This window comes from Ochrobactrum sp. AP1BH01-1 (assembly GCF_018066705.1).
Lineage (GTDB): Bacteria > Pseudomonadota > Alphaproteobacteria > Rhizobiales > Rhizobiaceae > Brucella.
In genome coordinates this window covers 1-24,573 of sequence record NZ_JAGPOU010000001.1, presented here as the reverse complement: position 1 = coordinate 24,573, position 24,573 = coordinate 1, and the positions used below count along the sequence as shown (strand labels likewise).

The window sequence follows — 24,573 nt, the reverse complement described above, 5'->3', positions numbered from 1 at the left end:
GCATAGCCGGGATATGAACGGCCCGGTAATCTGCCTCGCCTCAATCATAAAAATCCGGCGCGAGCCTGAATTGCGACCACATCACCGGGTCATGGCCCGGGACAAGAGTTGCTCCCACCTGCTCGGCGAGCGCACGCAATTTACGCACCGACCGCACGGTATCCACGGAGGAGGCCAGGAAGCCGGGCAGTGCCTTCTCGTGCCAGTGATCCATCGTATAGACCGCGTCAGCGGCCAGCAGGATGGGCCACTGTTTGGCAAAGTCACTAGAATGGATTGATGACCGAGTGTATGTCCCGGCGTGAAGACGATCTGAAGAACGCCGTCGCCGAACAGGTCATAATGATCGGTCGCTTCACCTTCCAGAAATTGCCAGCACAGACCGGGGCGATCGAAGTCCTTGCGCGCATAGGCGCCAGCGGCGAACCAATCAGGCGTGAAGGCATACTCATATTCCCGCCGCTGAACGATGTGCCTTGCGCGGGGAAAGCGCCCAATTGCGCCGGTGTGATCCGAATGGAGGTGAGAAAGCACGACAAAGCCGACGTTCTCAGGCGTTAAACCGAGCGTCGCCAATTGCGCGACGCAACCCTGACTTTCAGTCATAACGGGTTTGTAGGAATCCACTGAGGCGCCCCAGTAGGCTCGTGGATCGGACAGGCCCTCGGCCGCCAGGCCACCGTCTATGATGACATTACCTTTGGGATGAACAAGGAGAAACCAGGGGACCGGGATTTCATAATCGGCACCATTGCCCTGATTCATCTTGATATCATGCACCTTGCATAGCTGAGTGCCCGACTGAAACATGTAAAGTTTGATGTTGCTCATGAGCCTGCCATCCCCTGATTGGTTTCACCCTGATCGGGCGAAGTTACGGAGCACATTTTGTAGAATGGATAGCCCGATCAGTAGGTCGCTTATTCCGTTTTCATTTATCGGATCATTCGATAAGATGCCGGTCATGGATTATCTGGCGGCAATGCGGGTTTATGTGCGGGTGGTAGAGCGCGGCAGCATGTCTGCAGCCGCTCGCGATCTGGGTATCGGGCAGCCGGCCGTCAGCGAGCGGATCGAGCGGCTGGAGGCCGATCTCGGCACACGCCTGTTGTGGCGGAACACGCGCGCGATTTCCGTGACGGGTGTCGGCGCGGTATTTTACGAACGGTGCAAGATCGCCATTGAAGCTGCCGATGACGCGCTCGCCAGCGTGCAGGAAGATATGCCGTTACGCGGCACATTGAAGATCGCGGCGCCCTACGGATTGGGAGAGTCCCTGTTGCCCTCCATCCTGCTCGACCTCCGCGATCGTCATCCCGAACTCAAGGTGAATCTGTTACTCAATGACCGGATCGTCGATCCAACGACCGAGGGGGTGGATATCTCGCTCCGGCTGGGCAATGCCGGAGAAGGCAACTTCGTGGCACGCAAGCTGGGCCATGTTTCCCGCATTCTGGTCGCTTCACCGGGATATCTTGAGCGCTATGGCGCGCCTATGACGCCGGCCGAACTCATCCGCCACCCCTTTGCGCGCGTGTCCGGCCTATTCAACAACGGACGTCTCACCTTGCAAACGGCAGATGGGCGACTGACATCGGCACCTGTGGACATCGCCATGACCATGAGTAACTGGCGACCTTTGCACGCCATCCTGCTCCGCGGCGGAGCGATTGGCGTCTTGCAGGAACCCGTTTGCTTCGACGACCTAGCCTCCGGGCGTCTTAAGTGCATCCTCCCTGAATTCGAGGTGCCCGGCTTTGATCTTCATCTTCTTTATTCGGCGACGCGACCGATTCCATCGCGAATCCGGACGACTGCGTCTTTGCTCGAACGCGAGCTGCCGAGCCTTATCGCATCGAACCATTCGTGCCGGATCACCCAACGTTAACCAATTTTCCACTTCGGAGGTTTTCACTACGTGGAAGATCGATCACTCGCACACACATGACGAAACTGTTTCCAGAACGGTTACCGGCAGTCCTGAACTGCTCTCCTGCGATCAAGTCCGGCATCGTTGAGCTTGTGGGCGTAATCCGTTTCCGAAAGCGCCCCGGCACCGACGCGATGGCCATACATGGAAAAGCATGCGAGCGATAAGAACAAGCCACGTCCCTCAGGCTGGCGGCGGCGATGCGTTGCTTCACATCGCGCAGCGACCAGGCCAGGCCAACAACTCAAGCGTATCTTCAACCGACGCGCCCCCCAATCACCAGATCCCGAAGCATGGACACTCAGGAATCCAGAACATTCAATAAAGGACAACTGTAATATTACCCAATTGAGACCAGCTTCTTGTTTCATATGCGCATTGGGCTGGCACCAGGATTTCCGCTCATGCCCACCCGTATCTGCTGTGCGATTTCACTGACAGCGCGTGGGAGCTGTCCCTTCGCCTGGTAGAGATTGATTGCGAACGACGGAAGTTCGGGAAGATTCTCCTCAAAGGGCAGTATGTTAAGGTCGTTCGGAACAGTCGATGCCAGCCAGGCCGTCACCGCGAGATCTGCCCGAACCGTGGCGCGCGTCGCATCAATGCTGCCGCTCTCGAACATCGTCCGCCACGTGAGATTGCGCTCCTCAAGTGCTTGCAAGACAACAGGACGAAACGCGCAGGTTTCCGCAACCATGGAAACCGGAAGCGGTGTCTTGAGATGCGCCGCACCTCCCTTGGCACCGACCCAAACCAGACGATCGATCGCAAGGCATTCGGCATTTGAAATTCCAACCGGCTCTTCGATCAAGGCAAGGTCTATCGAGCCACTGGCAATGCCGCTTAGAAGCTCGGGGGAGGCAAGACAAACGAGCTCAATCTCCACTTTCGGATACATTGCTGCGAAAGCTTTCAGGATCGTGGTCAGCCATGTCCCAACAAGATCATACGGAGCACCGAGACGAACGGAGCCCTTGATCGGCTCGTCCGACATCTCAGCCCACAGCTCGTCGTTGAGCGCAATCAGGCGACGAGCCTTCCCGAGAAGCCGTTCTCCGCTCGGCGTCAGACGAAGAGTCCGCCGCTCGCGAACAAACAACGCGCCAGATAGATCTTCGAGTCGGGCAATCTGCTGGCTGACAGCACTTTGCGTCAGGTGCAAGGCGTTCCCAGCCGCAGTCATACTGGCGTGATCTGCGACGGCGACGAAGGTACGAAGCAGTGCGATATCGAGATTGCGGATCATAAATCCATTATGAATCATAATGTATTTCATGCACAAGATGCGCTTTTGTTGTATAAGAGGGCGCGATAGAGTTTCCCGGATTTGTCTGGGAAGCCATATGTCCTTCGCTGAATTCCTACCACTTGCCCTGTTTGCAATTGTCTCCACGATCACGCCGGGCGGAGCCACGACATTGGCTACGGCTTCCGGCGCTCATTTCGGCTATCGCCAGTCCTTGCCATTCATGTGGGGAATCGCAGCGGGCCTTGGATCCATGAGTGCTGCCGCGGCTGCCGGATTGGGGGGCATTATTCTGGCTTTTCCATCGCTTCAACTTGCGATGAAGCTTATCGGTTCGATCTACCTGTTATGGCTTGCATGGAGGATGGCGCGCAGCGGCCCGCCGCATCTGCATGCAAACATTGCCAAGCCAATGAGTTTCGTTGGCGCGGTTTGGCTGGTCTGGCACAATCCAAAAGGCTGGACCATGGCATTGGGTGCTACCGCGTCATTCGCTTCTCTTGCGGGCAAGCCATTCCATCTCGCGCTTATACTCGGATTCTCGTTGGGGCTAGCCGCGATCCTTTCGCTCACGCTTTGGTGTGTTGCCGGTTTGCTACTTGCACACCTTCTGCGGTCCGACGCGCAGTGGCGCCTCGTCAACGCTTCATTGGCCCTCCTCCTTGCAGCCTCGCTCATTCCAATGTGGTTCGAATGAATTACGCCTTTATTGCGCCGTCGCGAGTTCGGACCGGCGCGCCCTCATGCATTTTGCCGTTTATTCGGTTAGACCAAGCGAGTGGACTTGCCCTTCTCGAACGACTCGGGAAGTGCAAAAGATTCACTCTGCCAACGTGGTTGTCCGGTCGAACTCAACATATGAAAATAGCTCTGCTAAAATATGCATTATCGGTGCTGAGCCTCGATAAAAAAGTTACGGAACTCAATACATATGGAAATAACTATAGGAAAACCTGCGCTGACAGACCTGCCTACGCTTGCACAAATCTATCTCGATGTGAGGCGGGAAACGATTGATCGGGCCAATCCCGGCATCTTCCGGCTCGAGGATTTCAGCGAACACTCGTCAGGCGAAACTATCCTCGTCGCGCGCTCGGGCAAAGGCAACATCTTCGGCTTCATTTCTGTTTGGACCGCCGATGACTTCATTCACATGCTCTATGTGAGTAGCCAATGGCGAGGCCTCGGCGTCGGGAGTGCCCTTTTACGAGCAATTCGCGAATGGCCGGTTCGACCCTATCGCCTCAAATGTCTCGTCAAGAATCCGCGTGCTAAGGAATTTTACCAACGCCACGGTTTCACCGTAGTCGGTTACGGAAAGTCCCCTGAGGGCGACTATGAGGAGATGACGCTCCCGATGAAAAACTGAGTGGAGTGAGTTCAACGCGGACGTTTGCGATCGGCGAGCCGCGCACCATGCGCTGCCGGTGTTTTGGTATGCGCCTCCTTGTAGAAGCCCGTACGCCGCAGCTGCGCGAGCCAGACTGCATCGCGCAGATTGGTCTTGTTGGCCTCCATCGCTTCACGTTCTGATGCGCCGGACGTGCGTCGACGCAGACGATCGCGACGCCCAACTCGCGCAGGCCCAGTGTAACCGGAGAGATCATCCGGCCCGACCATGACGTTCCAGCGTCGCAGCGGTTCTCCAATGACAACCGCTCGCCATTCCAAGTCTTCGCTGAACTCGCAGCATAATTGTATCTGGTGATCAGTCTGACTCTGGTCCAATCAAAAATTTGCGACACAACCGCCTTGGCGCCACCACGACATGGTATGGCAATAACGGCTTTTATGTCGACGGTCAGGCACAGGTGACGTGGTTCGACAGCGACCTGAACTCGGATACGGCCAATACCGGCCTTGCCGATGGTCGCAAGGCAACCGGTTATGCGCTGAGCATCGAAGCCGGCCAGCGGATCGCCATCGACCAGAACTGGTCGCTGACCCCGCAGGCACAGCTCATCTATTCCTCGATCAATGCCAATGGCTTCAACGATGTATGGGACAGCCATGTCAGCCTGCATGATGGCGACAGCCTGATCGGGCGGATCGGGATTGCGGCCAACTATGCCAATGCCTGGAAGGGTGAGGACGGCCTGATGGTCAACACCACCGTCTACGGCATTGCCAATCTCTATCAGGAGATGCTGGGCGGCTCATCGGTCAATGTGGCGGGTGTCGATTTCGACACCGACAATGACCGGACCTGGGGCGGCATCGGTGCCGGCGGCACCTATGCCTGGGCCGACAACAAATATGCCGTCTGTGGCGAAGGCTCGATCAACACAGGACTTAACCACTTCGCCGACAGCTACAGTCTCAAGGGCACCGTCGGCTTCAAGGTCAAGTGGTAAGAAAGTAAGGCGGTAGAACACCTTCCTTCCGCCATACTGAGGCCCCCGGGATCACGAACTCGGGGGCCTCCCTTTTTTGAAACATACAGGGAAGGGCATCGCCAATGGCGCGTCTGTTCTCACGTGAGAGGTTCCACAATCTCATCTGGTCGCGTCCGTTGGCAGGCCGTCGTCTCCTGAAGCTCGCGATAGGAAACCGGATAGCGCACGTAAAAGAGGGCCGCATGCAGGATGATACTTTTGCGAAAATGTGCGCCCTTGAATGCGACTGCCATCCGCTTCACACTCTCTTCGGCCATACATAGCCCAGACGCAATAGCGCGGAAAACCAGAAAAATTTGCGACAGAGCCTCGCGCAGGCCTGACTGGCTATGGCGGAGCTGCTCCACTGTTGGCAGCGTATCGCGGTAGTCGGGAATAAAGTCCCTCACATGGAGGTCGAGGGCGACCGGATCCTCGAACTGCTCCAACAGCAGCGCACAGGTGAATTGCTTGGAGAGCGAGCAGATCGGCAAGCGCGTAGCCGCCGGTACATGTCGGCAAATCCCAAGGCATGGTGGGCTATCACCTGCCCATCCTTGCCCACCCCGGCGACACCACCCGGCCCTTTGTATCGGCGCGGCAGGAGATTGAGCATTCGATCGAGCGCGGCGGCATCAATGGCTGTCATGATGAAGAGATCTGTGTTGGGAACACCATGCCGAGCGCATGGTTAGGAACGAGAGAAAGACCGCCGGGCCGCCGCTTGGAGCCAGGGCTCGACGGCGACGGTGCCTGTCATCAGGCCCTGTCAGAGAATACGAGGTGGGTTGAAGGCCCAGCCAGCGTCAGGAACGTCAGCAGATTATCCCGCGAAAGCGCCGCGCATCCCGCCGTAGGCGTGTAATCTGGACGGGCTATGTGCAGAAAGACGGCACTACCCGCGCCTGCGACCGGTGGCTCATCGTTGTGGCCCAGAACGACGACGATGTCGTAGAGATCGTCATCCATCCAGAGCTCTTCGTGACTTGCGGCAAAGGGCAGCTTTACCTGGCGATTGTAGTCCGGATGCGAGGGGGCGTCACACCAGCCGTCCAAGCGATCAATGGCACCTGTCCGAAACGGCGATTCCGGTTTGGCGATCCGGTCAGCACGGTACAAGACTTTGCGGATTGGCCAACGCCCGATCGGGCTCGCACCATCTCCCTCGACCTTTTCGCTTGCAGCGCGCAAACCGCCGCGGCCAATAGCGCAGCGCCAGTGCTTGTCTCCATAGGCGGCCCGCCAGCCATCCCCGTTTCGAGATACGATCAAATCCAAGCCTAAACTCCTTCCTTGACGTGAAACACCCCGATCACCGATCCAAGGGAAAATGACATGCGACGGCCCGGCCACCATGGTGTGACAACGCTGGCTCCTCGCTTCTGCAGATCGCCTGGGCATAGGGGCAGCGCGTATGAAAACGACATCCTGACGGCAGGTTCATCGGACTTGGAATGTCGCCGACCAGCATCGGCCTTTCGCGGCTTCTCTGATGCGGATCAGGGCGTGGGACCGCCGAGATCAGAAACATCGTGTATGGATGGCGAGGATTGGAGAAAATCTCTTCCGTCGTTCCGACCTCCACCATCCGCCCAAGGAACATCACTCCCACGCGATCGGCAAACTGGCGCACGACGCTGAGGTCGTGCGTGATAAACAGATAGGTGAGTTTCAGCTGTTCCTGCAGGTCACGCAAGAGGTTGAGCACCTGCGCTTGGATCGAGACGTCGAGTGCGGAGACGGCCTCGTCGCAGACAACGAACTCCGGGCTGTTGGCAAGTGCGCGTGCGATGCCGATGCGCTGTCGTTGCCCGCCGCTGAACTGGTGGGGGTAGCGGCGCAGGAGCTGCCGGCGCAGTCCGACCATGTCGAGCAGTTCGCCGCAGTGCTTCTCGATCTCGGCCTCGGTCCCGAAACCGTGCGCGCGCAGTGGTTCCGCCAGTATGTCCTTGATCCGCATGCGGGGGTTAAGCGAAGCGTAGGGATCCTGAAAGACGATCTGCAGCTTCTTGCGCATCGCCCGCATCGCAGCTTCGTCCAGCGTGTGCAGGTCCTGGCCGCGATACCGCACAGTGCCGGCGCTCCGCTCGATCAGACGCAGCATCACGCGGCCGAGCGTTGTCTTGCCACAGCCCGACTCGCCCACCAGTGCGAAGGTCTCCCTTTCGCGAATTTCGAGATCGATGCCGTCCACCGCACGGACCACCCGCTCCGGGCGGAAGAAACCAGAGCCGATGTGGTAGTGCTTGCTCAACCCCTCGGCTGAAATGAGGACTTCGCTCACGCTTTTCCTCCTTGTTTGTCGTGCAGCCAGCAGCGGGCCTGATGCCCGTTGCCCAGATCGGTCAGTTCAGGCGACTTCAGCTTGCAGATCGGCATCGCGTCAGCGCAGCGCGGATGGAATCGACAGCCCGTGGGAAGCTTCGCGAGATTGGGCACCACACCCGGAATGCTGTTCATGCGCGTGGCCGTGCGCTTTTCCGTTGCCATCGGGATCGAGGCAAGCAGACCTCTGGTATAGGGATGTGAAGGCCGATCGAAGAGGTCGAAAACGTTGGCGCGCTCGACGATCTGACCGGCATACATCACGTTCACCTCGTCGCACATCTCGGCAATGATCCCGAGGTCATGCGTGATCATGACGATCGCTGTACCGACCCTGTCGCGAAGCGCCATCATCAGCCGCAGGATCTGTGCCTGGGTCGTCACGTCGAGCGCCGTCGTCGGTTCGTCGGCAATCAAGAGCTGCGGTTCGCAGATAAGACCCATGGCGATCATCGCCCGCTGCCTGAGACCACCCGACAGCTGATGCGGATAGACGTCCAGCCGTGCAACAGGCTCCGGAATGCCGACAGTCTCGAACATGCGCAGAACCTTCTCGCGGATGGCGCGCTTGCCAAGATTGGTGTGGATGGCGAGCGGCTCGCCGACCTGCTGGACCATGGTCTTGACCGGGTTCAGCGACGTCATGGGCTCCTGAAACACCATCGCGATTTCCCGACCACGCCAGCGGCGTAACTCGTCCCTGTTCAGTCGCGCCAAGTCGGTTCCGTTGAGCATGATGCTGTCGGCGTTCACCGTTCCCGGCGGAGTGGGCACGAGCCCCATCAGCGACAGCGCCGTCATGCTTTTTCCGGAACCGGACTCGCCGACGAGGCCGACGATTTTGCCACGCCCGACGTTGAACGAAACGCCGTCGACGACCCGGACAGGTCCGTTTTGTGTTTTGAATTCCGTGCGAAGGTTACGCACGCTCAGCAAGTTAGCCTGATCTGTCATCATCGCGCTCATCAATCTTTCATGTAGGGATCGAGCGCGTCCCGCAGGCCATCGCCAACAAAATTGAATGCCAGCACCGTTATCAGGATCGCCACCCCCGGCATGATGGCAACAAGCGGAGCCGAGAAGATGTACTCCTTACCCTTGGCCACCAGAAGTCCCCAACTCGCCTCCGGCGGCTGGACGCCCACCCCGAGAAAACTGAGGCTCGATTCCCACATGATCGCCTCGGGGATGCTGAGCGAAAACAGCACGATCAGGGTCGGGACGACATTGGGAAAGATGTGACTGCTCATGATCTTCACCTTCTTCGTACCATTGGCGCGTGCTGCCTCGATGAACTCCTTCTCCTTGACCGCAAGTGTCTGGGCACGCACGACACGGGCGACACCGGCCCAACCGACGAGGCTCAAGGCGATGAAAATGTTGAAGAGGTTCGCCCCGAGCGTGTACATCACCACCATCGCGAGCAACAGCGAGGGGAAAGCAATCATCATATCGGCGAGCCTCATGATGATGAAGTCGATCCGACCGCCAAGGTAGCCGCTGATGATGCCCAAAACAGCTCCCATCATCAAAGAGATGAAGCTCGGAACGATGCCGACGATCAGCGAAATCCGCGCCCCGTAGAGAATACGGGTCAACAGATCCCGGCCAAAGTTGTCTGTTCCCAGCCAAAACGTGGCGGAGGGTGGCAAGAATTGTTCGTCCATGGCCACGCGATAGGGATCGTGGGGGCTTATGAACGGAATAAAAAGCGCCACGAAGACCAGAAGGCCGACCAGGATCAGTCCGACCATCGCCATGCGGTTCTTCGCAAAAACCCCGATGCCGTCGCGCAGGAAGCTGTCGTTGCCGGCATCGTCAATGACGTCCACGTTGCCCTCTGGGATCTCTGTCATTTCGAGTCTCCCTTCATTTCATTGCGAATGCGGGGGTCGAGGACGGAATAGAGAATATCTGCGACGAGATTGCCCAGGATCACGAGCGCGGTGGCGAAAAGCACGGAGCCCTGCAAAAGAGGCATGTCGCGCGACTGAATGGCACTGACGGAGATGCGGCCCACTCCTGGAATGCCGAAGATCGCCTCTGTAATAACGGCGCCGGAAAGAAGCCCTGCGACTTGGATCGCCATGATGGTGACAACCGGGATGAGAGCGTTCTTGAGCGCATGCCGGCGGATGACAAGCAGTTCACGCAGGCCTTTGGCACGCGCTGTGCGAATGTAGTCATGGCGCATCACTTCAAGAAGGCTGGAGCGGGTGAGACGGGCGATCACACCGGCGGAGCTCCAACCAAGAACGATGGCCGGCATGATCACGTACTGGTAGCCGTAGAACCCTGATACAGGCAGCCATTTCAGCTTCAGGGCGAAGACGTACTGCATCAGCAGAGCCGACCAGAAGATCGGCATTGACACGCCAATCAGCGAAAAGCCCATGAAGAGATGGTCGACCAGGGAGTCGCGCCGCACCGCCGACAATACACCCACGGGGATACCGATCACCCACGAAACGAGCGCCGCGCAGATGGTGAGGATAAGGGTGTTGGGGAAGGCGTTCAGGATCAGCGTCGTCACGTCTCGATTGAGCTTGATCGAAACACCGAGATCGCCCTGGAGGGCAGCAAAGAGGAACCGGAAGTACCGCGTGAGGAGCGGATCATCGAGGTGCATCTGGGCCCGAACGCGCGCGATAACGTCTGCGCTCGCATGCTCCTTCATCAAGAGCGCGATGGGGTCGCCGGGAATCACGTTGAGCATGATGAAAAGCAGCGCCGTGATGCCGATCAGAACAGGGATCGAGATCGCGATACGCTTTATTACGAAGGTCAGCATCGAAAGAAATCTTTCACTCAGCCTCGCGACACCGCAGGCGCAGGGAGGTTGGTTCTACAAGAAGTGGAAACGAGTGTGCGGGCGTTGGGTTACCAACGCCCGCCAGCAGAAACGTCTTATTCGACTTCCATCTTGTAGTAGCTCATATCGCTCCAACCGTTCCACGGCACCACGAAGTTCTTCACCCGCGGCTGAACCACATAGGCGTGGTCGAGGCTGAACATCGGCACCCAGGCGGCGTCTTCCTGCACGATCTTGTCGGTCATCTTCTGATAGAGCTCGCAGCGCTCCTCGGCATTGGTCATCGAGCGGGCCTTGTCGAGTGCTGCGAAGACCTCCTCGTCGTTGTTGTTGTAACCGCGAACTGCCGTGCCGCTCTTGCTGAAAAACGTGTAGAAGAAGTTGTCCGGATCGTTGAAGTCAGCGGACCAGTTCTGCGTGTAGTTGTCGACCGTGCCAGCCTTGCGGCTGGCGAAGTAGGCCGACTCGTCCATCGTCTTGATCTGCGCGTTGAACCCGGCCTCCTTGATCTGGGCCTGAATGATCTGGTTCATGTCGGACCACTTCGAGGACCAGCTGCTGACCTGCGTGAGGTTGATGTCCACACCATTGGGATAGCCCGCCTCTGCCAGAAGCTGCTTGGCTTTTGCCGGGTTGTATTCGATCGGTGTGGCAGCGGTGTAGCAGCTGATGCCGCGCGGGATGACGCCGTTCTCGATCGCACCCTTGCCGTAGAAATTCTTCTGGAGAATTTCATCGCGATTGATCGCCATCTGGAACGCCTTGCGGACGCGAACGTCGTCGAAGGGCTTCAGTGCCTGGTTGATATGGTAGTAGTACATGCCGACGCGAGGGCCCGACCGAACCTGGTCTTTCCACTGATCGCTCCCGATAAAGTAGGGGAGCTGCGTTGGCGCATAATCGATGTCGAAAACATCCAGCTCGCCCGATTCAAACAGGAGGCGCAGCGTTTCTGGATCCGCAACGACGCGGATGATGATCTCGTCGAGCTTCGGACGGCCCTTGAAATACTTTTCGTTGGCTTCGAGGATCTGGTTGTCGTTGAGGTTGTATTCCTTCAGGATGAAAGGGCCGGTGCCGTTGGTCGTCTCAGGCGTCAGTCCATATTGATCGCCGAGCGGCTCTGTGAATTTCCGGTTGTAGATCGAGGCGCCCGGGCTGGCGAGCAGCGCGATAAAGGCTGCATAGGGTTCCTTCAGGACGATCTTGACAGTGTACTTATCCACCGCCTGCAATCCGGGAACCGAAGTAGCGGTCCCTTCCAAGCGCTCCGCGGCGCCATCCACGAAGTTGAGGATGTCGGTGCTGAGGGCCTTGGTCTTGGGATCAAGCATGCGCCCGAAGGTGTAGACCACGTCGTCTGCCGTCAGTTCCTCACCATTGTGGAAGAGCACGCCCTGGCGAAGATGGAATGTGTACGTCTTGCCGTCTTCGGAGATTTCCCAACGCTCGGCGAGGCCAGGCACCAGCTGTGTCTGACCGGGGCCGTTTGTCTCTGCTTCCACGAGGCGATCGTAGACGTTGAGAGGCAGCGTATAGAAATCCTGCGTCATCTGAACGTCGACAGTCTTCGGATCCTCCTGGTAGGCGATCCGAAGTACGTGGTCGGCCGCAAGGCCGCTGGTGGTCAGGGCAAGCGTCACAAGCCCCGTTGCCATCAGAAATTTGACCCTATTGAGCATTTTCGTTCCCTTCTTTTTAGTTCCCCATCCGGGTCGGCGGCCACGACAATCGCGGCGTCCTTTCCCGGCGGTCTCATTGTCGGACCCGTGTCCGGTTCAGCCTGTACCGCGGGCCATCATCGGCTCGTGCGCGCCCTCCGATGGGCTAGCAACCTGCCATGCCCCCGCTTGCTCAAGCTTCAGCATCTCGCCGATATCCTGCCTATGGCGGACCGTTCTGAAGCGATTTCCGTCGACAAGGACCTCCGCAACGAGATCGCGGGAGTTGTACGTCGATGCCATCGAAGCGCCATAGGCTCCGGCACAGTCAAAGGCGAGCAGATCGCCCGCGTTGAGTGTGCCAAGCCCTTCATAGGATCCGAACTTGTCGGTGCTTTCGCAGATCGGGCCGACGAGGCTGTAGGCGGGGGCTTGTTCACCTGCTTGCGGCGCGCGAAGCGGGAGGATGGGGTGGTGTGCGTCGTAGAGTGCCGGGCGCATCAGATCGTTCATCCCGGCATCCAGAATCCCCATGGGGCCGTTCGCCATGTTTTTCAGATAAAGCAGCTCAGTGACGAGCAAACCCGCCCGTCCCACCAGCCAGCGGCCCGGCTCGACAGTCACCTTGCAGCCGAGATTGCCGACGGTCTCATGGATGATCGCGGCATACTCGGCGATATCCGGACCAGCTTTTCCATCGTCAGCGATGCCGATGCCGCCGCCGAGATCGAGGCGCGGGACAGCCAGACCTTGGTCGCGCATCGACGTTACAAGGTCAGCCATCGCCGCAAAGGCTTTGCGAAACGGTGTCATATCCTGGATCTGTGATCCGATGTGAACCGCGACGCCAACCAGTTCCAGCTCGGGCCGTGCAGCAGCTTCGGCGTAGATGTTCGCCACATCACCGATCGCGATGCCGAACTTGCTCTCTTTCGTGGCTGTCGTGATCTTTGCGTGTGTTTTGGCATCGATATCGGGATTGACGCGGATTGCGACGGGTGCGCGCTTGCCGAGGGAACGTGCCACCTCGGCAACGGTCGTGATTTCGGCAGACGACTCCACGTTAATCTGATGGATACCCACCTTGATCGCACGGACGATTTCTGCACGGGTCTTGCCGACACCGGAAAAGATGATCTTCGATGCCGGCACTCCTGCGGCCAGCGCGCGCTCCAGCTCGCCGCCGGAGACAATGTCCATACCGCAACCGAGGTCGGACAGCAGACGTAGCACCGAGATGTTGCTGTTCGCCTTGACCGCAAAGCAAATGGAAGCCCCGATGGGATGGACGGCGGTTGCAAGGTGCGCGTAGGTGGAGCGGATGGCATCCGAGGAATAGCAATAAAAGGGCGTCGACACCGCATGTGCGACGGCGCTCAGACAGACATCCTCGATATATAGGTTGCGGCTGCGGTAGGAGAGCCACTTTCGGTCATTATCGCGATCATTTCTCATCGTTTCTCTACGATTTATCATCTATCCATCACAACTATAGGTCCCGCGTCACACCATGATTTCAGAGCATGATGCGGGAGGGAAATAATTGATGCGGCTTTCTTATTCGGTTCTGATATAACGCTCCGGCGCCGTTTACAGCCGTGTTCACGGCTAACCTATTCAACTATAAATACCGGTGAGGCTGAACCGTGCGGCTCAATCAAAGGCAATTGGAGATTTTCAACGCGATCATGATCAACAAGACCATGATCGCGGCGGCGGCGTCACTGGGGACATCGCAGCCCACGATCAGCCGCGAGTTGCGTGATATGGAGCAGCGGATCGGCTTCGAGCTCTTTCTTCGCTTTGGCAAACGACTCACGCCAACCAACCAAGCGCTTCTGCTGCACGAGGTCGTGCGCCGTGCCTTTGTGGGTATGGAGGAAATCAGTCGCGCTGCTTCGGCGATACGGACCCACAACGCGGCAAACTGTCGGGTCGCGACCATCCCCGCCTATGCCGAAGCCATTATCCCCCGAGTGGCACAAAGGTTGTTGAAACAACGTCCAACCGTTCATCTTTCACTGCATTCCCTAGAGGAATGGTCGCTGCAACACGAAATGGCGACGACCGTGTTTGACCTCGGAGTCACCGAGGGGCGGTTCGAGTATCAGGGGGTGATCTCACAGCGGATTGACGTGGGTGAACTCGTTTGTGTTCTGCCATTCGGGCATCGCCTCTTGGCAAAGAGGCTGCTCGTGCCGGAAGATTTCAATGATGTGCCGTTTGTTTACTTCTCTCAAGACGATCCGTACCGACGAAAGCTGGACGACATCTTCTTTGCGGCAGGCGTCTCGCGCAGCTATGCAGTCGAAACGACGACGGCTGGCAGCGTATGCTCGATGGTTTCAGCCGGGGTGGGCGTGTCGATCATCAATCCGCTGACCGCTGCAAGCTATCTGGGCAAGGGCGGAGTGGTTCTGAGAAGGTTCAGTGTCGCCGTGCCTTATACGCTTGTGGTGTGGCGTCCGGCTCGCAAGTCGGGTTCAGCGGCCGCGGAAAAATTCACGTCGGTTTTGAGAGAGGTTGCCAACGAGATGCGAGCGACTTTGTTGTCCGCCATGGACAAGAGCTAGTACACCGACGTCAGATATTGGTAACAAAATACGGGATCTTCGCGCTTACCATCGCACCGCGTTATTGAGTGATATCCGCCTGACGCAAAGCCCGTCGGTAGTGTCGCAAATTTTCATCGTTTGCGCGTTATGCCACTGTGCTTATGCATAATGGAGGATAGGCGTGAAGCAGATGGCAGTCGAATTCAAGGGCGCTCATTTCCCAAAGGTGTCATCCTGCATGCGGTGTTCTTTTACGTTCGCTATCCGGTTTCCTATCGCGAGCTCCAGGAGATTCTGGCTGAGCGCGGCATAGTCGTTGACCATGCTACGCTGAGCCGGTGGGTTATCCGGTACTCTTCTCAGATCGCCGCACAGTCTCAAATGCGCAAGCGACCTACGGTCAGCTCCTGGCGTGTTGATGAGACCCATCTCAAGGTTCGGGGCAAATGGGTCTACTTGTATCGGGCGATTGACCGCGATGGCCAAACACTTGATTTCATGCTGTCAGAACGCCGGGATCTGGCTGCAGCACGCCGATTTTTTCAAGAAGGCCATCGCCGCCAAAGGCGTTCCCGAGAAGGTTGTTATCGACAAGAGCGGAGCCAATCTGTCTGGCTTGCAGGCCATGAACACAATCCTGAAATTCACCGGAACGGGCGACATCATTGAAATCCGCCAGATCAAATATCTCAACAATATCCTTGAACAGGACCATCGCTGCATCAAGCGGCTTACAAAACCGATGATGGGTTTCAAGGCGTTTCATTCGGCGTCGACTACCCTTGTCGGCATCGAGGTCGCCCACATGATCCGCAAGAACCAATTCGCCAATGACAACCGCTCGCCATTCCAAGTCTTCGCTGAACTCGCAGCATAAGTGTATCTGGTGATCAGTCTGACTCCGGTCCAATCAAAAATTTGCGACACAACATCTGACCTATTTCGAGTGGGCAGAGATCGAACCTCTCTTGCCCAATAAACCAAGGGGCATGTCGCGCGTAGATGGTCGGCGCGGACTGAATGGCGTATTCCCGGCGCTGCGATCTGGTCGCCCTGGCGCGGCTTATCGGAATGCTATGGCCCTCGCACCACTTGCTACAACGGCTTCGTGAGATGGCAGAAGGCTGGTGTATGGGCTCAGATGATGGATGCCATTACCGCCACAGAACTCCACTATCCGACAAATCGTGCGCTGAAGCCTTACATGAAAAATGAGCGACAGCTTGGGCCGATCATCCTGTAGCGACAGCCGCTCAGGTCGGCTATTGAGACCAATACGCCCGGCGCACCGGCATTATGTATACTGACTAGTGAATATACAAATGGCGCTTAAGGAGAGATCGTGGGGGCATTGGAGACATGGAAGAGAAAACCGATGACCGATCTCGTACTGACTGAGCACAACGATGCAATCATAACCCTCACACTCAACCGGCCGGAGAAGCTCAATGCGCTGAGCTACGCGCTAATCGACCGGCTTTTGGAATTGCTGGATGCCATCGAAACCGATGACGCCATTCGCGCGGTCATTCTGACCGGCGCCGGGGAGCGCGCGTTTTCCGCCGGCGGAGACATTCACGAATTCTCGAAGAGCGTCGCCGCCGGGGCCGATGTCGTCATGCGGGATTTCGTCACGCGCGGCCAGCGGCTGACGGCACGGCTGGAGGCATTTCCCAAGCCCATTATCGCGGCCGTCAACGGGATTGCCTTTGGCGGCGGCTGCGAGATAACCGAGGCCGTGCCGCTCGCCATTGCCAGCGACCGCGCCTCCTTTGCCAAACCGGAAATCAATCTCGGCATGCCGCCCACCTTCGGCGGAACCCAGCGCCTGCCGCGCCTGGCCGGGCGCAAACGCGCACTCGAACTGCTGCTGACCGGTGATGCGTTCACTCCGCAGCGCGCGTGCGAACTGGGCCTTGTCAACCAGGTTGTGGCCCATGACGATCTCCTGCCGGTGGCCCGCGATCTGGCGGGGCGCATTCTGCGGCATTCGCCGCTGGCGGCCGCAAGCATCCTTCGGGCGGTGACGCGCGGCGTCAATCTGAGCATCGCCGAGGGGCTTCTCATTGAGGGCGAACAATTCGCCCGAATGGCCCCGACCGCCGATTTGCGCGAAGGGCTCGATGCCTGGATCGCGCGTCGCAGGCCGAGCTATCCGGGATCCTGGTCGATCAACGCGCCAGCCGTATAGGTGGAAGGACGCGCCTTCGACCATCCGTTTCATCGGGCCGCCCCGCAGATGTGCGGCCCGATTGTGTATATCGACTGGATGGTATACAAGGGCATATGCCCCACACAGCAAAACCAACACGCAATCGCATCGTCGAGGCTGCGGCAAAGCTCTTTCATTCAGAAGGCATCGGACGCGTCAGCGTCGATGCCGTCGCGGAAAAGGCAGGGCTGACAAAACGGACGCTCTATTACCACTTCCGCAGCAAGGATGACCTGATCGCCGCCTATCTGGAAATGCGCGACCAGCCGAACCTGCTGCTGTTCCAGCGTTGGTATGAGGAGGCGGATGGAGATGCGTCCGATAGGATAAGGGAAATATTCAAGCATCTCGCGGCGGCGGCCCGGCACCCGAAGTGGAAGGGATGCGGCTTCCAGCGCACCTCGGTCGAACTATTTCATCTGCCTGGCCACCCCGCCCTTAAGGTTGGACGGGTCCACAAGAAACGGGTCGAGGACTGGCTCTACTCGATCTTCGATCGGACGCGGGCACCCGACGCAGCACGGCAGCTGGCGCGGCAGATCATCCTGCTGCTCGACGGGGCCTTTGCCGTCGCACTGCTTCACCGGGACCCCAGCTACATCGAAAGCGCCGGTGACGCCGCCGCCAGCCTCGTGCGGCAGTGACTCGATCCTGCGGGCATCTGGCAGCGCCGTTCATGAAGCGAAATTGACCGCGAAAGAAATGTTGGAACCATGACGGCCCGAATGAGTATCTGATTGCGATAAGCCCATTCTTCCTCGACACACATCCTTCCTCTCCCGTCCACGCCGCGCGTCATCACGATCCGATCTTTGAACGGTTGGCGGCCTGGACGCGCCTGATCGCGATCGATCCTCCCGGCCGGTCACACGCCTCCACGGATTGACGCGATCGCTCCCCTCTAGACGTCGGCTGGCGCCGCCCCAGTTTCGCCGGAGGACATGCGCGCAAGTAACAGGGCCGTCTCGCGGATCAAGTCACCCATAAGTTCCGTTGCATTGCGCCGATGGATCAGGGGCGCGGCCTGCCCAGCCTGCATCGAGATGAGGTCACTCCGCCCCTGCTCGATCGCCGCCTTACGCAGTGTACCACTGAGCCAATTGCGGACAGGGAAAGGCGGCAGCTCGGCGATGTACGGAGCCATTTCATCCATGAAGCCATTTCGTAGGCTGCGCGCCAGGCGACCGCTGAACGCGCGGCTAAGTGCGGTGTCGCGTGGACCGGTGGCAAGCATGGCTTCTTTGTGAACCGCCGGCGCTCCGGACTCATCACAGGCGAGGAAGGCTGTTCCGATCTGCACGCCTTGCGCCCCAAGCGCCAGCGCCGCGGCAATACCGCGCGCATCGGCGATACCACCCGCCGCGATCACGGGGATGCGCACGGAATCCACTACTTGCGGCACCAGCGCCAGCGTGCCTGTAAGGCATTCTTCGGCCTCTTGCAGGAACGAGGGGCGATGGCCACCAGCCTCAAAGCCGGTGGCCACGACCGCATCGAGTCCGGCCACTTCAACGGCACGCGCCTCGGCGACGGTCGTCGCGGTGCCGATGGTCAGAATGCCACGCGCATGGCACTCATCGACAATTGTCGCCGATGGTACACCAAATACGAAACTGAGCGCTGGCGGGCGCGCTGCCAGTATCGCCTCGATTTGCTCGCGGTAGTCCTGACCAAAGTGGGTTGGTACTGGTGGTCGACCCACCCCGAGGGCGTCATAGAAAGGTTGCAGCCGCGTGAGGGCGTGCTCAAGCTCCGTTACGGTCGGTGTCGGCTCCGACCCGTCGCTGACCCATAAATTGACCGAAAAAGGTTTGTCGGTCTGCGCTCGGATCTCCTCGACCACTGCGCTGATTTGCGCTGGAGGCAACGCGTTGGCCCCATAGGAGCCTAGACCACCAGCATTCGAAACCTTTGCCGCCAGCAGCGTTGAAGAAAGGCCCCCGCCGAACGGTCCTTGGATAATAGGAAAAGCGATCTGAAATTTTTCAGTGAAAGTTGACTGAGTCCACATGCCGCGCTCCCCCCTAATACTTTGCGGCAATCTAATGTTCCAGCTTGCGTAACGCAAGCTCTTGGTCGGCGGTAAACCAAGGCGCAACGGCTGAGATCCTTGACTGCGGCGATGTCCAGCTCAGCGACGAGCGCGCGTCCAATCGCCTCTGCCAGCTCGGGCAGCAGTTCGTCGAGATATCATGCCAACGCTCGCGGCTCAGCCGGATTTTTTCCATCCGCGTGATTGCCCCCCCCCCCCGCGATCTCGTGCTCGTACGAGGTTGATATGGCAAAGCTAGAGCTTTGCCCAAGCATGACCACGCTACTGCGCTGGTCAGCGGGAGCCTAACCGCAGTGATGCTCCATCAACTTCGAGCAAACAGTCTGATGTAGCCCGCCCCGTCACTCCAGAACCGGCGACCGATTCATGGACGGGAATTTGAAAGAGGTGCGGTCGCGAATCGGCGTTGATACTCGCGTGGGGATAAGCCCGTCTTTCGCTTGAAGAGCTCGCGAAAAGTACCGACATCGCGATAGCCGACTTGCTCGCTGACGGCCTCGAAGCTCACCTGGCCGGTTTCCAGCAAGCGCTTGGCCACTTCTACGCGCAATGTCTGGAGATAACCCAAAGGCCCATCCCCCACCGCCTCCCTGAAGCGCCTGTGGAGTGTGCGCTCGCTCACGGCGAGATCGGCAGCAAGCTCGGACAAGCGAAACTCCCGGGCGAGGGTCGCTTCCATCCGCTGCTGCGCTTGAGCCACCAGACGATCGGTGTGCCCGTGCTCGCCGAGCAGCGTCGCATAGGACGCTTGCGAAATCCGGCCGATGTCGATCAGCATGGCTTTCGCCGTGATCGTGGCAAGCTGGCGACCTGCGAATATCTCAACGAGACGAACGGCCAGATTGAGGAAGGATGTCACAGCGCCACTGCACAGGATGCGCTCCTGCTCCGTCAAAATCTCATGAGCGCGAAGCTCGGTTCGCGGATAGCGGCGTGCGAAATCTGCCGTTCGGGCCCAATGCGTGGTGGCTATCCGACTATCGAGCAACCCGGCCTCGGCCAGCAGGTAGGCGCCAGTGCAGTAGGAGGCGACGATCGCCCCCGCGGCGTGCTGGCGTTGCAGCGCGACGGACAGCGCTTGCAACAGGTCGCGACGCGCGATGAAGCTGTCCATGTTCGCGATGAACGGCGCCGTGACGAGAATGGCGTCGGCGCGTTTGCGGGCATCGATCTTGCCGTCAACCGCGATGATCTGGCCGGAGGCTGTCTGCACCGGCTGACCATCGAGGGATTCGATGCGGCAGGTGAATATCCGGGAGACTTGGCTTCGGTCGCCAGCTTCCTTTGCTCCGAAATGATTGGCTGCCGTGAATATATCCACCGGCCCGGATACCCCGGACGCCAAGATGCCATCGTAAACCCAGATGCGTATCAACGTCATTGGCGTGACCGAATTCCCACTAAAAATGGCAATTTGGCCACTTTCGGGAATGCCGTCAATCCGTAAAGATGCGGCGATGAACAACCATTAACGAGGTGATTACAATGCCCATGGTCGATATTTTTATACCCCAAGGCGCACTTGTCGCCGACGCCGAGGCGTCGCTGATGAACGAACTCACCGAGATTCTGATACGCCACGAAGGTCTCGATCCACAAAATCCGCGAGTACGCGATGTCAGCTGGATCTTCGTGCACCGCCCGGCTGCGGTCTATCGTGCGGGCGCACCCGCGCCCGCACCGATCTATCGTGTTGTACCGTCCGTTCCTGAAGGACAGTACACCGACGCGGCAAGGGCCAGTTTGGTGAAGGAAGTGGTCGCGGCGCTGGCGCGCGCGGAGGGCACGTCCGCAGAGGAGATCGCAAAGCGCGCCTGGGTATTTCCGACGGAAATCGACGATGGCTGCTGGGGCGGCCGAGGCGCGGTACGCCGCCTTCCCGACATCATGGAATCTTTTGGAGGCGAAACGTTCAGAATCCTCGGCGAGAAGCGTCTGGCGGACAAGCGGCGCAGGGATGCTGCAAGAATCCTGGAAGCTGCGGCTCAATCCATGCTCGACGGCCTGCCCGAACTTCCACGCCAGCCCTAACGACGACATCCTCTCTGCCCTCGGGACAACGCTCGTCACCCCTCCTCCCAGTCCGAGTCGGGATAAGGGATAGCCGGGCGTTCTCGAGCGGCAGGCTGAGCCCAACGAACAGGCGGGCTTCTGCACTATCGCCGCGCAAAGCTCTTCCTGCCATGCGGCTTCGCTGCTGCCGGTCTTGTCTTGCATCCATGACGCCTCCGTGTTTCGACGTCACGGACAATCATACGCGGCAATGGGCACAATCCACGATATGGATATAATCGAAAGCCACGCCGGAATATATACGGTTCACCATCCGAGGCCGGCCGAACAGACCCCGTTCGCACGATTTCCGGGAACTGGGACAGAGTGCTGCACGCCTTACCGGCCTATTTCATCTCGCGGAGAGGTTTGGCGCCGCCTCTCGTACAAGCGCTCCGCACTCATATTGTCGAAGGAGATCAATACGACGCACCTCACTCTGGAAGCCTAAGTTGCGCTCGTAGAGCACCTGTGGCCTTTGCCGTAACGGCCGCCCCACAGATTATCCGCTTTGAGGGCTCTTCCCGCTATTTCGAGCGCCTCCACTTCCCCCAGGTCTGCTCCGTGCTTTTTCCTGCGAAACTGGGGGCAAGCGCACGATCGTATCTTCTGGACCCAATACACGGCCATCCTGTGATCGGAGCTCCAGTCTGCGAACTGGTAGGCCGGCTTTCCTGTCGACCAGAAGCACATGCGCCTCGTCGGGCTCGAAGAAGAAATCCTCGCCCCACTGCCTGAGGGCGACAAGAAGCGGAAACAGGCCCCGCCCCTTCTCCGTCAGGACGTACTCCTGGTAGGGACTGCCATCCGAAGCAGGCGCCATATCTATGATGCCGTGCGCCACGAGATTGCGCAGACGGGCTGCCAGAATGTTCTTCGCCAGTCCAAGGCTCTTCTGAAATTCCCCGAACCGGCGCAGGCCGTCGAAGGCGTCGCGAATAATCAGCAACGACCACCAGTCCCCGATGGCGTCCAGCGGCCTGGCCACCCCACACATTGAGTCCATGTGGCTTATTCTTTTAGCCATCTCGATATGATCTCCCTCGCCCCGCCCTGCTCCATAAGCCCAACCTTCGGCCACGTTAGCCGGCCGAGCCAGACTTTGTCATTTACTGAAACATAGTGGTTGCAATTAAAAACCTCAAGCGCTAGAAGCCCACTGGTTGCTAACTAAAACCACACATCCTGCAGGGCGCGAGCAAGGAGATATGCATGATGTACTACCGCACCGTCGACATTGATGGCTCAAGATCTTCTATCGCGAGGCTGACAACCAGACGGCAACCGCCGCTTGGCGCCTAAACCGCAGCCAGCGGGCTGATCGCCTGCCAAGCACATGGCGCACCCGATCCCCTCATTCAAAGAGATCCCTCCCATGATTCGATCCGACGCCACATTCGGTGGCACCTTTCCGTTCGCGCCGCACTTCACCGGCGTCCCCGGCTTCCAGATGCACTATGTCGACGAAGGACCTCGGGACGGCGAGGTCGTGCTGTGCCTGCACGGCGAGCCCACCTGGGGCTATCTGTTCCGACACCTCATTGCCTCATTGAGTCAAACGCATCGTGTGGTGGCTCCAGATCACATGGGGTTCGGAAAGAGCGAAACGCGACCCGATCGCAGCTATTGGCTGCAGGACCATATTGACAATTTGGAGCGCTTCGTTCTCGCGCTCGACCTCAGCGGCATCACCCTCGTGATGCATGATTTCGGTGGCCCTGTCGGCATGGGGTTCGCCGCCCGGCATCCGGATCGCATTCGTCGGATCATCTCGGTCAACGCACCGACGCCGTTCGGACAGCCCGACCTTCTCGAACGCGTGACGGCGAATGCCACACACTCGCCCTGGTTCCAGTGGATCATGAAAGCCTCGGCCGACGGCAGCCTCGAACAAGTGCTTGGGCAGCTTGGCTTCAACATTCTGAGTACGTTGAAGCTCAACGGTTTCGAGAACAACGCGATCATCACTGATACATGGCTCGCCGCCTACGGCACACCTTTCGCAACTCCGGCTGACTGCCTCGGTGCGATCGGCTGGGCGAAAGGATTCGCAACGGGCGCACACAGGTTCGAGATCCCTGATCCTGCGGCTGACCGCGCTATTCGAGCGAAGCCTGCACTGGCCATCTGGGGCGAGGCAGATCGTACGCTCCGGGCGGAGCATTTCCTGCCGCTCTTCAGCACCCTTTTTTCCAACGCCTCCGTCAAGCATGTCGTCGCTGCGGGCCATTACTCTCTTGAGGACGCCCCGGACGCGATCGCTATCTTAATCTGGGATTTTATCCGGCAGACCCAGCGCCCTCTCCACTTCGTTCGAGCCGACGCTTCGGCTGTCGAACTCAAAAAACGCTGAAGAGATGTCACGCGGGCGACTCAATGCCCTATTCAAGGTTGCAATTAAAAACCAATGGCGCGATTTATGTCTCTAGAAGGCAAGGCCGTGGTGGACGGTGATAGGTCTGCAAACTTTACATTTAAGGCTGCTGAGGAGGCATCGCGTGCAACTGCGAGGCTATCCGCGGCATGGCTCTATTGTTCGCAGTCGCCTGCGGCCTTGCTGTTGCCAATGCCTATCATGCACAGCCCCTGCTCTACACTATCGCTGACGAATTCGGAACAGCCATGCGATGGTCGGGCTTGTCATCACCATCACTCAGATCAGCTACGGGCTCGGGCTTCTCCTATTGGTGCCGCTAGGCTATCTCCTGAACAGGCGAGGCCTGATCATTGGTCAGGCATCGCCTGTTCTCCAACCAGAGCCTAATCTACCGCGTGCGGCTCGAAGCGCGCAGCAGGCTGACCGCCGGTTACATGATCTTTTATTCGGCGGGCTGTGCCACGGAGTCAGTTGCGTCGGCTCTCGTCTACGACCAAGCTGGTTGGATTGGTGTTTGCGTCGTAGGGGCGATGGCTTGAGGCCAACATTGATCGCCGCAAGATGCGCGCTAGACGTGAAGCCGGCCACACGCGGGGTCGACGCTGTCAGCATTCTTTGCCAACAATCAAAACTGGAGAGAAGCTGTACTCAGCTTACCCAGGGAAAGAGCATGTCTCAAACAAGCGATCGCTTCCTAAGTACTCGCGCCCGCTTTTCACCTGTTAATCTTGGAGTTTGTGTTTGATGTCGGGGATTTAGCGCCGATGACCGTAGTGCTGTAGCGCAGAGGATCGTAGTTTTGAGCTATTGTTGGATAGCGTAGCGTAGGAATTGGTTGCGGGGGCAGGTGACGTTGCCCCCAAGTTTTATCCAGTTTTGAGTTCGCTCCAGCGGTTTTGGGTTGCTGTATTCGGGGCGGTAGCGGCGGGTTGCGGTGCGGAGCCATTCCTGCTGCGCAGCACCGCATCACGTCGC

20 protein-coding genes and 5 pseudogenes are annotated in these 24,573 nt (G+C 58.6%); 11 read left to right on the top strand and 14 right to left on the bottom strand.

Annotation, left to right across the window (positions count from 1 at the left end; genetic code table 11):
• Positions 1-40: 40 nt before the first annotated feature.
• Positions 41-831: pseudogene (gene attM, locus J9800_RS00125) on the bottom strand (AttM family quorum-quenching N-acyl homoserine lactonase).
• A 64-nt stretch (positions 832-895) separates the two neighbouring features.
• Between attM and J9800_RS00120 the strand changes: the two are divergent.
• Positions 896-1,888 (top strand): LysR family transcriptional regulator, encoded by a 993-nt coding sequence (locus J9800_RS00120; protein WP_210845372.1) that lies wholly within the window; start codon positions 896-898, stop codon positions 1,886-1,888.
• Positions 1,889-2,297: 409 nt separating this feature from the next.
• On the opposite strand, the gene J9800_RS00115 is transcribed toward J9800_RS00120, so the two are convergent.
• Complete coding sequence (locus J9800_RS00115; RefSeq protein ID WP_286167459.1) at positions 2,298-3,194, bottom strand: LysR substrate-binding domain-containing protein; 897 nt, start codon at positions 3,192-3,194, stop codon at positions 2,298-2,300.
• Between the two features lie 79 nt (positions 3,195-3,273).
• Between J9800_RS00115 and J9800_RS00110 the strand changes: the two genes are divergently transcribed.
• Positions 3,274-3,873: a LysE family translocator gene (locus tag J9800_RS00110; protein WP_114215225.1), complete on the top strand. Its 600-nt coding sequence runs from the start codon at positions 3,274-3,276 to the stop codon at positions 3,871-3,873.
• Between the two features lie 234 nt (positions 3,874-4,107).
• Positions 4,108-4,545, top strand: a complete 438-nt coding sequence (locus J9800_RS00105; RefSeq protein ID WP_114215226.1) for a GNAT family N-acetyltransferase — start codon at positions 4,108-4,110, stop codon at positions 4,543-4,545.
• A gap of 11 nt (positions 4,546-4,556) precedes the next feature.
• On the opposite strand, the gene J9800_RS00100 is transcribed toward J9800_RS00105, so the two are convergent.
• The gene (locus J9800_RS00100; protein WP_114215227.1) at positions 4,557-4,796 is read right to left on the bottom strand and encodes a hypothetical protein; all 240 of its coding nucleotides are present in this window, start codon (positions 4,794-4,796) and stop codon (positions 4,557-4,559) included.
• Between the two features lie 131 nt (positions 4,797-4,927).
• Between J9800_RS00100 and J9800_RS00095 the strand changes: the two are divergent.
• A pseudogene (locus tag J9800_RS00095) lies at positions 4,928-5,530 on the top strand (autotransporter outer membrane beta-barrel domain-containing protein); the annotation flags it as partial.
• A gap of 164 nt (positions 5,531-5,694) precedes the next feature.
• Here the strand turns inward: J9800_RS00095 and J9800_RS21985 are convergent.
• The 8 genes and pseudogenes from J9800_RS21985 to lysA form a co-directional block, all read right to left on the bottom strand.
• Positions 5,695-5,805: pseudogene (locus J9800_RS21985) on the bottom strand (IS6 family transposase); the annotation flags it as partial.
• Between the two features lie 505 nt (positions 5,806-6,310).
• Complete coding sequence (locus J9800_RS00085) at positions 6,311-6,829, bottom strand: L,D-transpeptidase family protein (protein WP_114217418.1); 519 nt, start codon at positions 6,827-6,829, stop codon at positions 6,311-6,313.
• A gap of 34 nt (positions 6,830-6,863) precedes the next feature.
• Positions 6,864-7,835 carry an ABC transporter ATP-binding protein gene (locus J9800_RS00080; RefSeq protein ID WP_114217417.1) on the bottom strand — a complete coding sequence of 324 codons (972 nt, stop codon included), beginning with the start codon at positions 7,833-7,835 and terminating at the stop codon, positions 6,864-6,866.
• Complete coding sequence (locus tag J9800_RS00075) at positions 7,832-8,830, bottom strand: ABC transporter ATP-binding protein (protein WP_114217421.1); 999 nt, start codon at positions 8,828-8,830, stop codon at positions 7,832-7,834. Before J9800_RS00075 ends, J9800_RS00080 begins: the two co-directional genes overlap by 4 nt.
• An 11-nt stretch (positions 8,831-8,841) precedes the next feature.
• Positions 8,842-9,732 carry an ABC transporter permease gene (locus tag J9800_RS00070; protein WP_114217416.1) on the bottom strand — a complete coding sequence of 297 codons (891 nt, stop codon included), beginning with the start codon at positions 9,730-9,732 and terminating at the stop codon, positions 8,842-8,844.
• On the bottom strand, positions 9,729-10,667 hold the full coding sequence (locus tag J9800_RS00065; RefSeq protein WP_114217415.1) for an ABC transporter permease: 939 nt from the start codon (positions 10,665-10,667) through the stop codon (positions 9,729-9,731). The genes J9800_RS00070 and J9800_RS00065 overlap by 4 nt, the downstream gene beginning before the upstream one ends.
• 116 nt (positions 10,668-10,783) lie before the next feature.
• Positions 10,784-12,370, bottom strand: coding sequence for an ABC transporter substrate-binding protein (locus J9800_RS00060; RefSeq protein ID WP_114217414.1), 1,587 nt, complete (start codon positions 12,368-12,370; stop codon positions 10,784-10,786).
• A 96-nt stretch (positions 12,371-12,466) separates the two neighbouring features.
• Complete coding sequence (lysA, locus tag J9800_RS00055) at positions 12,467-13,804, bottom strand: diaminopimelate decarboxylase (protein WP_114217413.1); 1,338 nt, start codon at positions 13,802-13,804, stop codon at positions 12,467-12,469.
• A gap of 191 nt (positions 13,805-13,995) precedes the next feature.
• Here lysA and J9800_RS00050 point away from each other — a divergent pair, with 191 nt between their 5' ends.
• The 5 genes and pseudogenes from J9800_RS00050 to J9800_RS00030 all read left to right on the top strand — a co-directional run bounded on the left by J9800_RS00050 (position 13,996) and on the right by J9800_RS00030 (position 17,760).
• A complete protein-coding gene (locus tag J9800_RS00050) occupies positions 13,996-14,922 on the top strand; it encodes a LysR substrate-binding domain-containing protein (RefSeq protein WP_114217412.1) in 927 nt (308 codons plus the stop codon).
• Positions 14,923-15,094: 172 nt separating this feature from the next.
• Positions 15,095-15,781: pseudogene (locus J9800_RS00045) on the top strand (IS6 family transposase).
• 55 nt (positions 15,782-15,836) lie between these two features.
• Positions 15,837-16,066: pseudogene (locus J9800_RS00040) on the top strand (transposase); the annotation flags it as partial.
• 213 nt (positions 16,067-16,279) lie between these two features.
• Positions 16,280-17,095, top strand: coding sequence for a crotonase/enoyl-CoA hydratase family protein (locus J9800_RS00035; RefSeq protein ID WP_114217411.1), 816 nt, complete (start codon positions 16,280-16,282; stop codon positions 17,093-17,095).
• Between the two features lie 95 nt (positions 17,096-17,190).
• Positions 17,191-17,760: a TetR/AcrR family transcriptional regulator gene (locus J9800_RS00030; protein ID WP_114217410.1), complete on the top strand. Its 570-nt coding sequence runs from the start codon at positions 17,191-17,193 to the stop codon at positions 17,758-17,760.
• A gap of 257 nt (positions 17,761-18,017) precedes the next feature.
• Here the strand turns inward: J9800_RS00030 and J9800_RS00025 are convergent, their stop codons facing one another.
• Together J9800_RS00025 and J9800_RS00020 are read right to left on the bottom strand one after the other, a co-directional pair.
• Complete coding sequence (locus J9800_RS00025) at positions 18,018-19,127, bottom strand: NAD(P)H-dependent flavin oxidoreductase (protein WP_114217409.1); 1,110 nt, start codon at positions 19,125-19,127, stop codon at positions 18,018-18,020.
• Positions 19,128-19,533: 406 nt separating this feature from the next.
• On the bottom strand, positions 19,534-20,550 hold the full coding sequence (locus J9800_RS00020; RefSeq protein WP_114217408.1) for a GlxA family transcriptional regulator: 1,017 nt from the start codon (positions 20,548-20,550) through the stop codon (positions 19,534-19,536).
• Positions 20,551-20,660: 110 nt separating this feature from the next.
• On the opposite strand from J9800_RS00020, the gene J9800_RS00015 reads away from it, so the two are divergent.
• Positions 20,661-21,200 (top strand): Tautomerase enzyme, encoded by a 540-nt coding sequence (locus J9800_RS00015; protein WP_286191434.1) that lies wholly within the window; start codon positions 20,661-20,663, stop codon positions 21,198-21,200.
• Between the two features lie 523 nt (positions 21,201-21,723).
• Here the strand turns inward: J9800_RS00015 and J9800_RS00010 are convergent.
• Positions 21,724-22,248, bottom strand: a complete 525-nt coding sequence (locus J9800_RS00010) for a winged helix-turn-helix transcriptional regulator (protein WP_114217406.1) — start codon at positions 22,246-22,248, stop codon at positions 21,724-21,726.
• A gap of 348 nt (positions 22,249-22,596) precedes the next feature.
• Here J9800_RS00010 and J9800_RS00005 point away from each other — a divergent pair, with 348 nt between their 5' ends.
• Positions 22,597-23,574 carry an alpha/beta fold hydrolase gene (locus tag J9800_RS00005; RefSeq protein WP_114217405.1) on the top strand — a complete coding sequence of 326 codons (978 nt, stop codon included), beginning with the start codon at positions 22,597-22,599 and terminating at the stop codon, positions 23,572-23,574.
• The last annotated feature ends 999 nt before the right edge of the window (positions 23,575-24,573 follow it).

Excerpts from the sequence above, each read along its gene's own strand:
- J9800_RS00075 (WP_114217421.1), bottom strand. The coding sequence starts at position 8,830 with ATGACAGATCAGGCTAACTTGCTGAGCGTGCGTAACCTTCGCACGGAA.
- J9800_RS00060 (WP_114217414.1), bottom strand. The coding sequence starts at position 12,370 with ATGCTCAATAGGGTCAAATTTCTGATGGCAACGGGGCTTGTGACGCTT.
- J9800_RS00105 (WP_114215226.1), top strand. The coding sequence starts at position 4,108 with ATGGAAATAACTATAGGAAAACCTGCGCTGACAGACCTGCCTACGCTT.
- J9800_RS00070 (WP_114217416.1), bottom strand. The coding sequence starts at position 9,732 with ATGACAGAGATCCCAGAGGGCAACGTGGACGTCATTGACGATGCCGGC.
- J9800_RS00010 (WP_114217406.1), bottom strand. The coding sequence starts at position 22,248 with ATGGCTAAAAGAATAAGCCACATGGACTCAATGTGTGGGGTGGCCAGG.
- J9800_RS00065 (WP_114217415.1), bottom strand. The coding sequence starts at position 10,667 with ATGCTGACCTTCGTAATAAAGCGTATCGCGATCTCGATCCCTGTTCTG.
- J9800_RS00100 (WP_114215227.1), bottom strand. The coding sequence starts at position 4,796 with ATGGTCGGGCCGGATGATCTCTCCGGTTACACTGGGCCTGCGCGAGTT.
- J9800_RS00030 (WP_114217410.1), top strand. The coding sequence starts at position 17,191 with ATGCCCCACACAGCAAAACCAACACGCAATCGCATCGTCGAGGCTGCG.
- J9800_RS00005 (WP_114217405.1), top strand. The coding sequence starts at position 22,597 with ATGATTCGATCCGACGCCACATTCGGTGGCACCTTTCCGTTCGCGCCG.
- J9800_RS00020 (WP_114217408.1), bottom strand. The coding sequence starts at position 20,550 with ATGACGTTGATACGCATCTGGGTTTACGATGGCATCTTGGCGTCCGGG.
- lysA (WP_114217413.1), bottom strand. The coding sequence starts at position 13,804 with ATGAGAAATGATCGCGATAATGACCGAAAGTGGCTCTCCTACCGCAGC.
- J9800_RS00025 (WP_114217409.1), bottom strand. The coding sequence starts at position 19,127 with ATGTGGACTCAGTCAACTTTCACTGAAAAATTTCAGATCGCTTTTCCT.
- J9800_RS00120 (WP_210845372.1), top strand. The coding sequence starts at position 896 with ATGGATAGCCCGATCAGTAGGTCGCTTATTCCGTTTTCATTTATCGGA.
- J9800_RS00115 (WP_286167459.1), bottom strand. The coding sequence starts at position 3,194 with ATGATTCATAATGGATTTATGATCCGCAATCTCGATATCGCACTGCTT.
- J9800_RS00015 (WP_286191434.1), top strand. The coding sequence starts at position 20,661 with ATGGTCGATATTTTTATACCCCAAGGCGCACTTGTCGCCGACGCCGAG.
- J9800_RS00110 (WP_114215225.1), top strand. The coding sequence starts at position 3,274 with ATGTCCTTCGCTGAATTCCTACCACTTGCCCTGTTTGCAATTGTCTCC.
- J9800_RS00035 (WP_114217411.1), top strand. The coding sequence starts at position 16,280 with ATGACCGATCTCGTACTGACTGAGCACAACGATGCAATCATAACCCTC.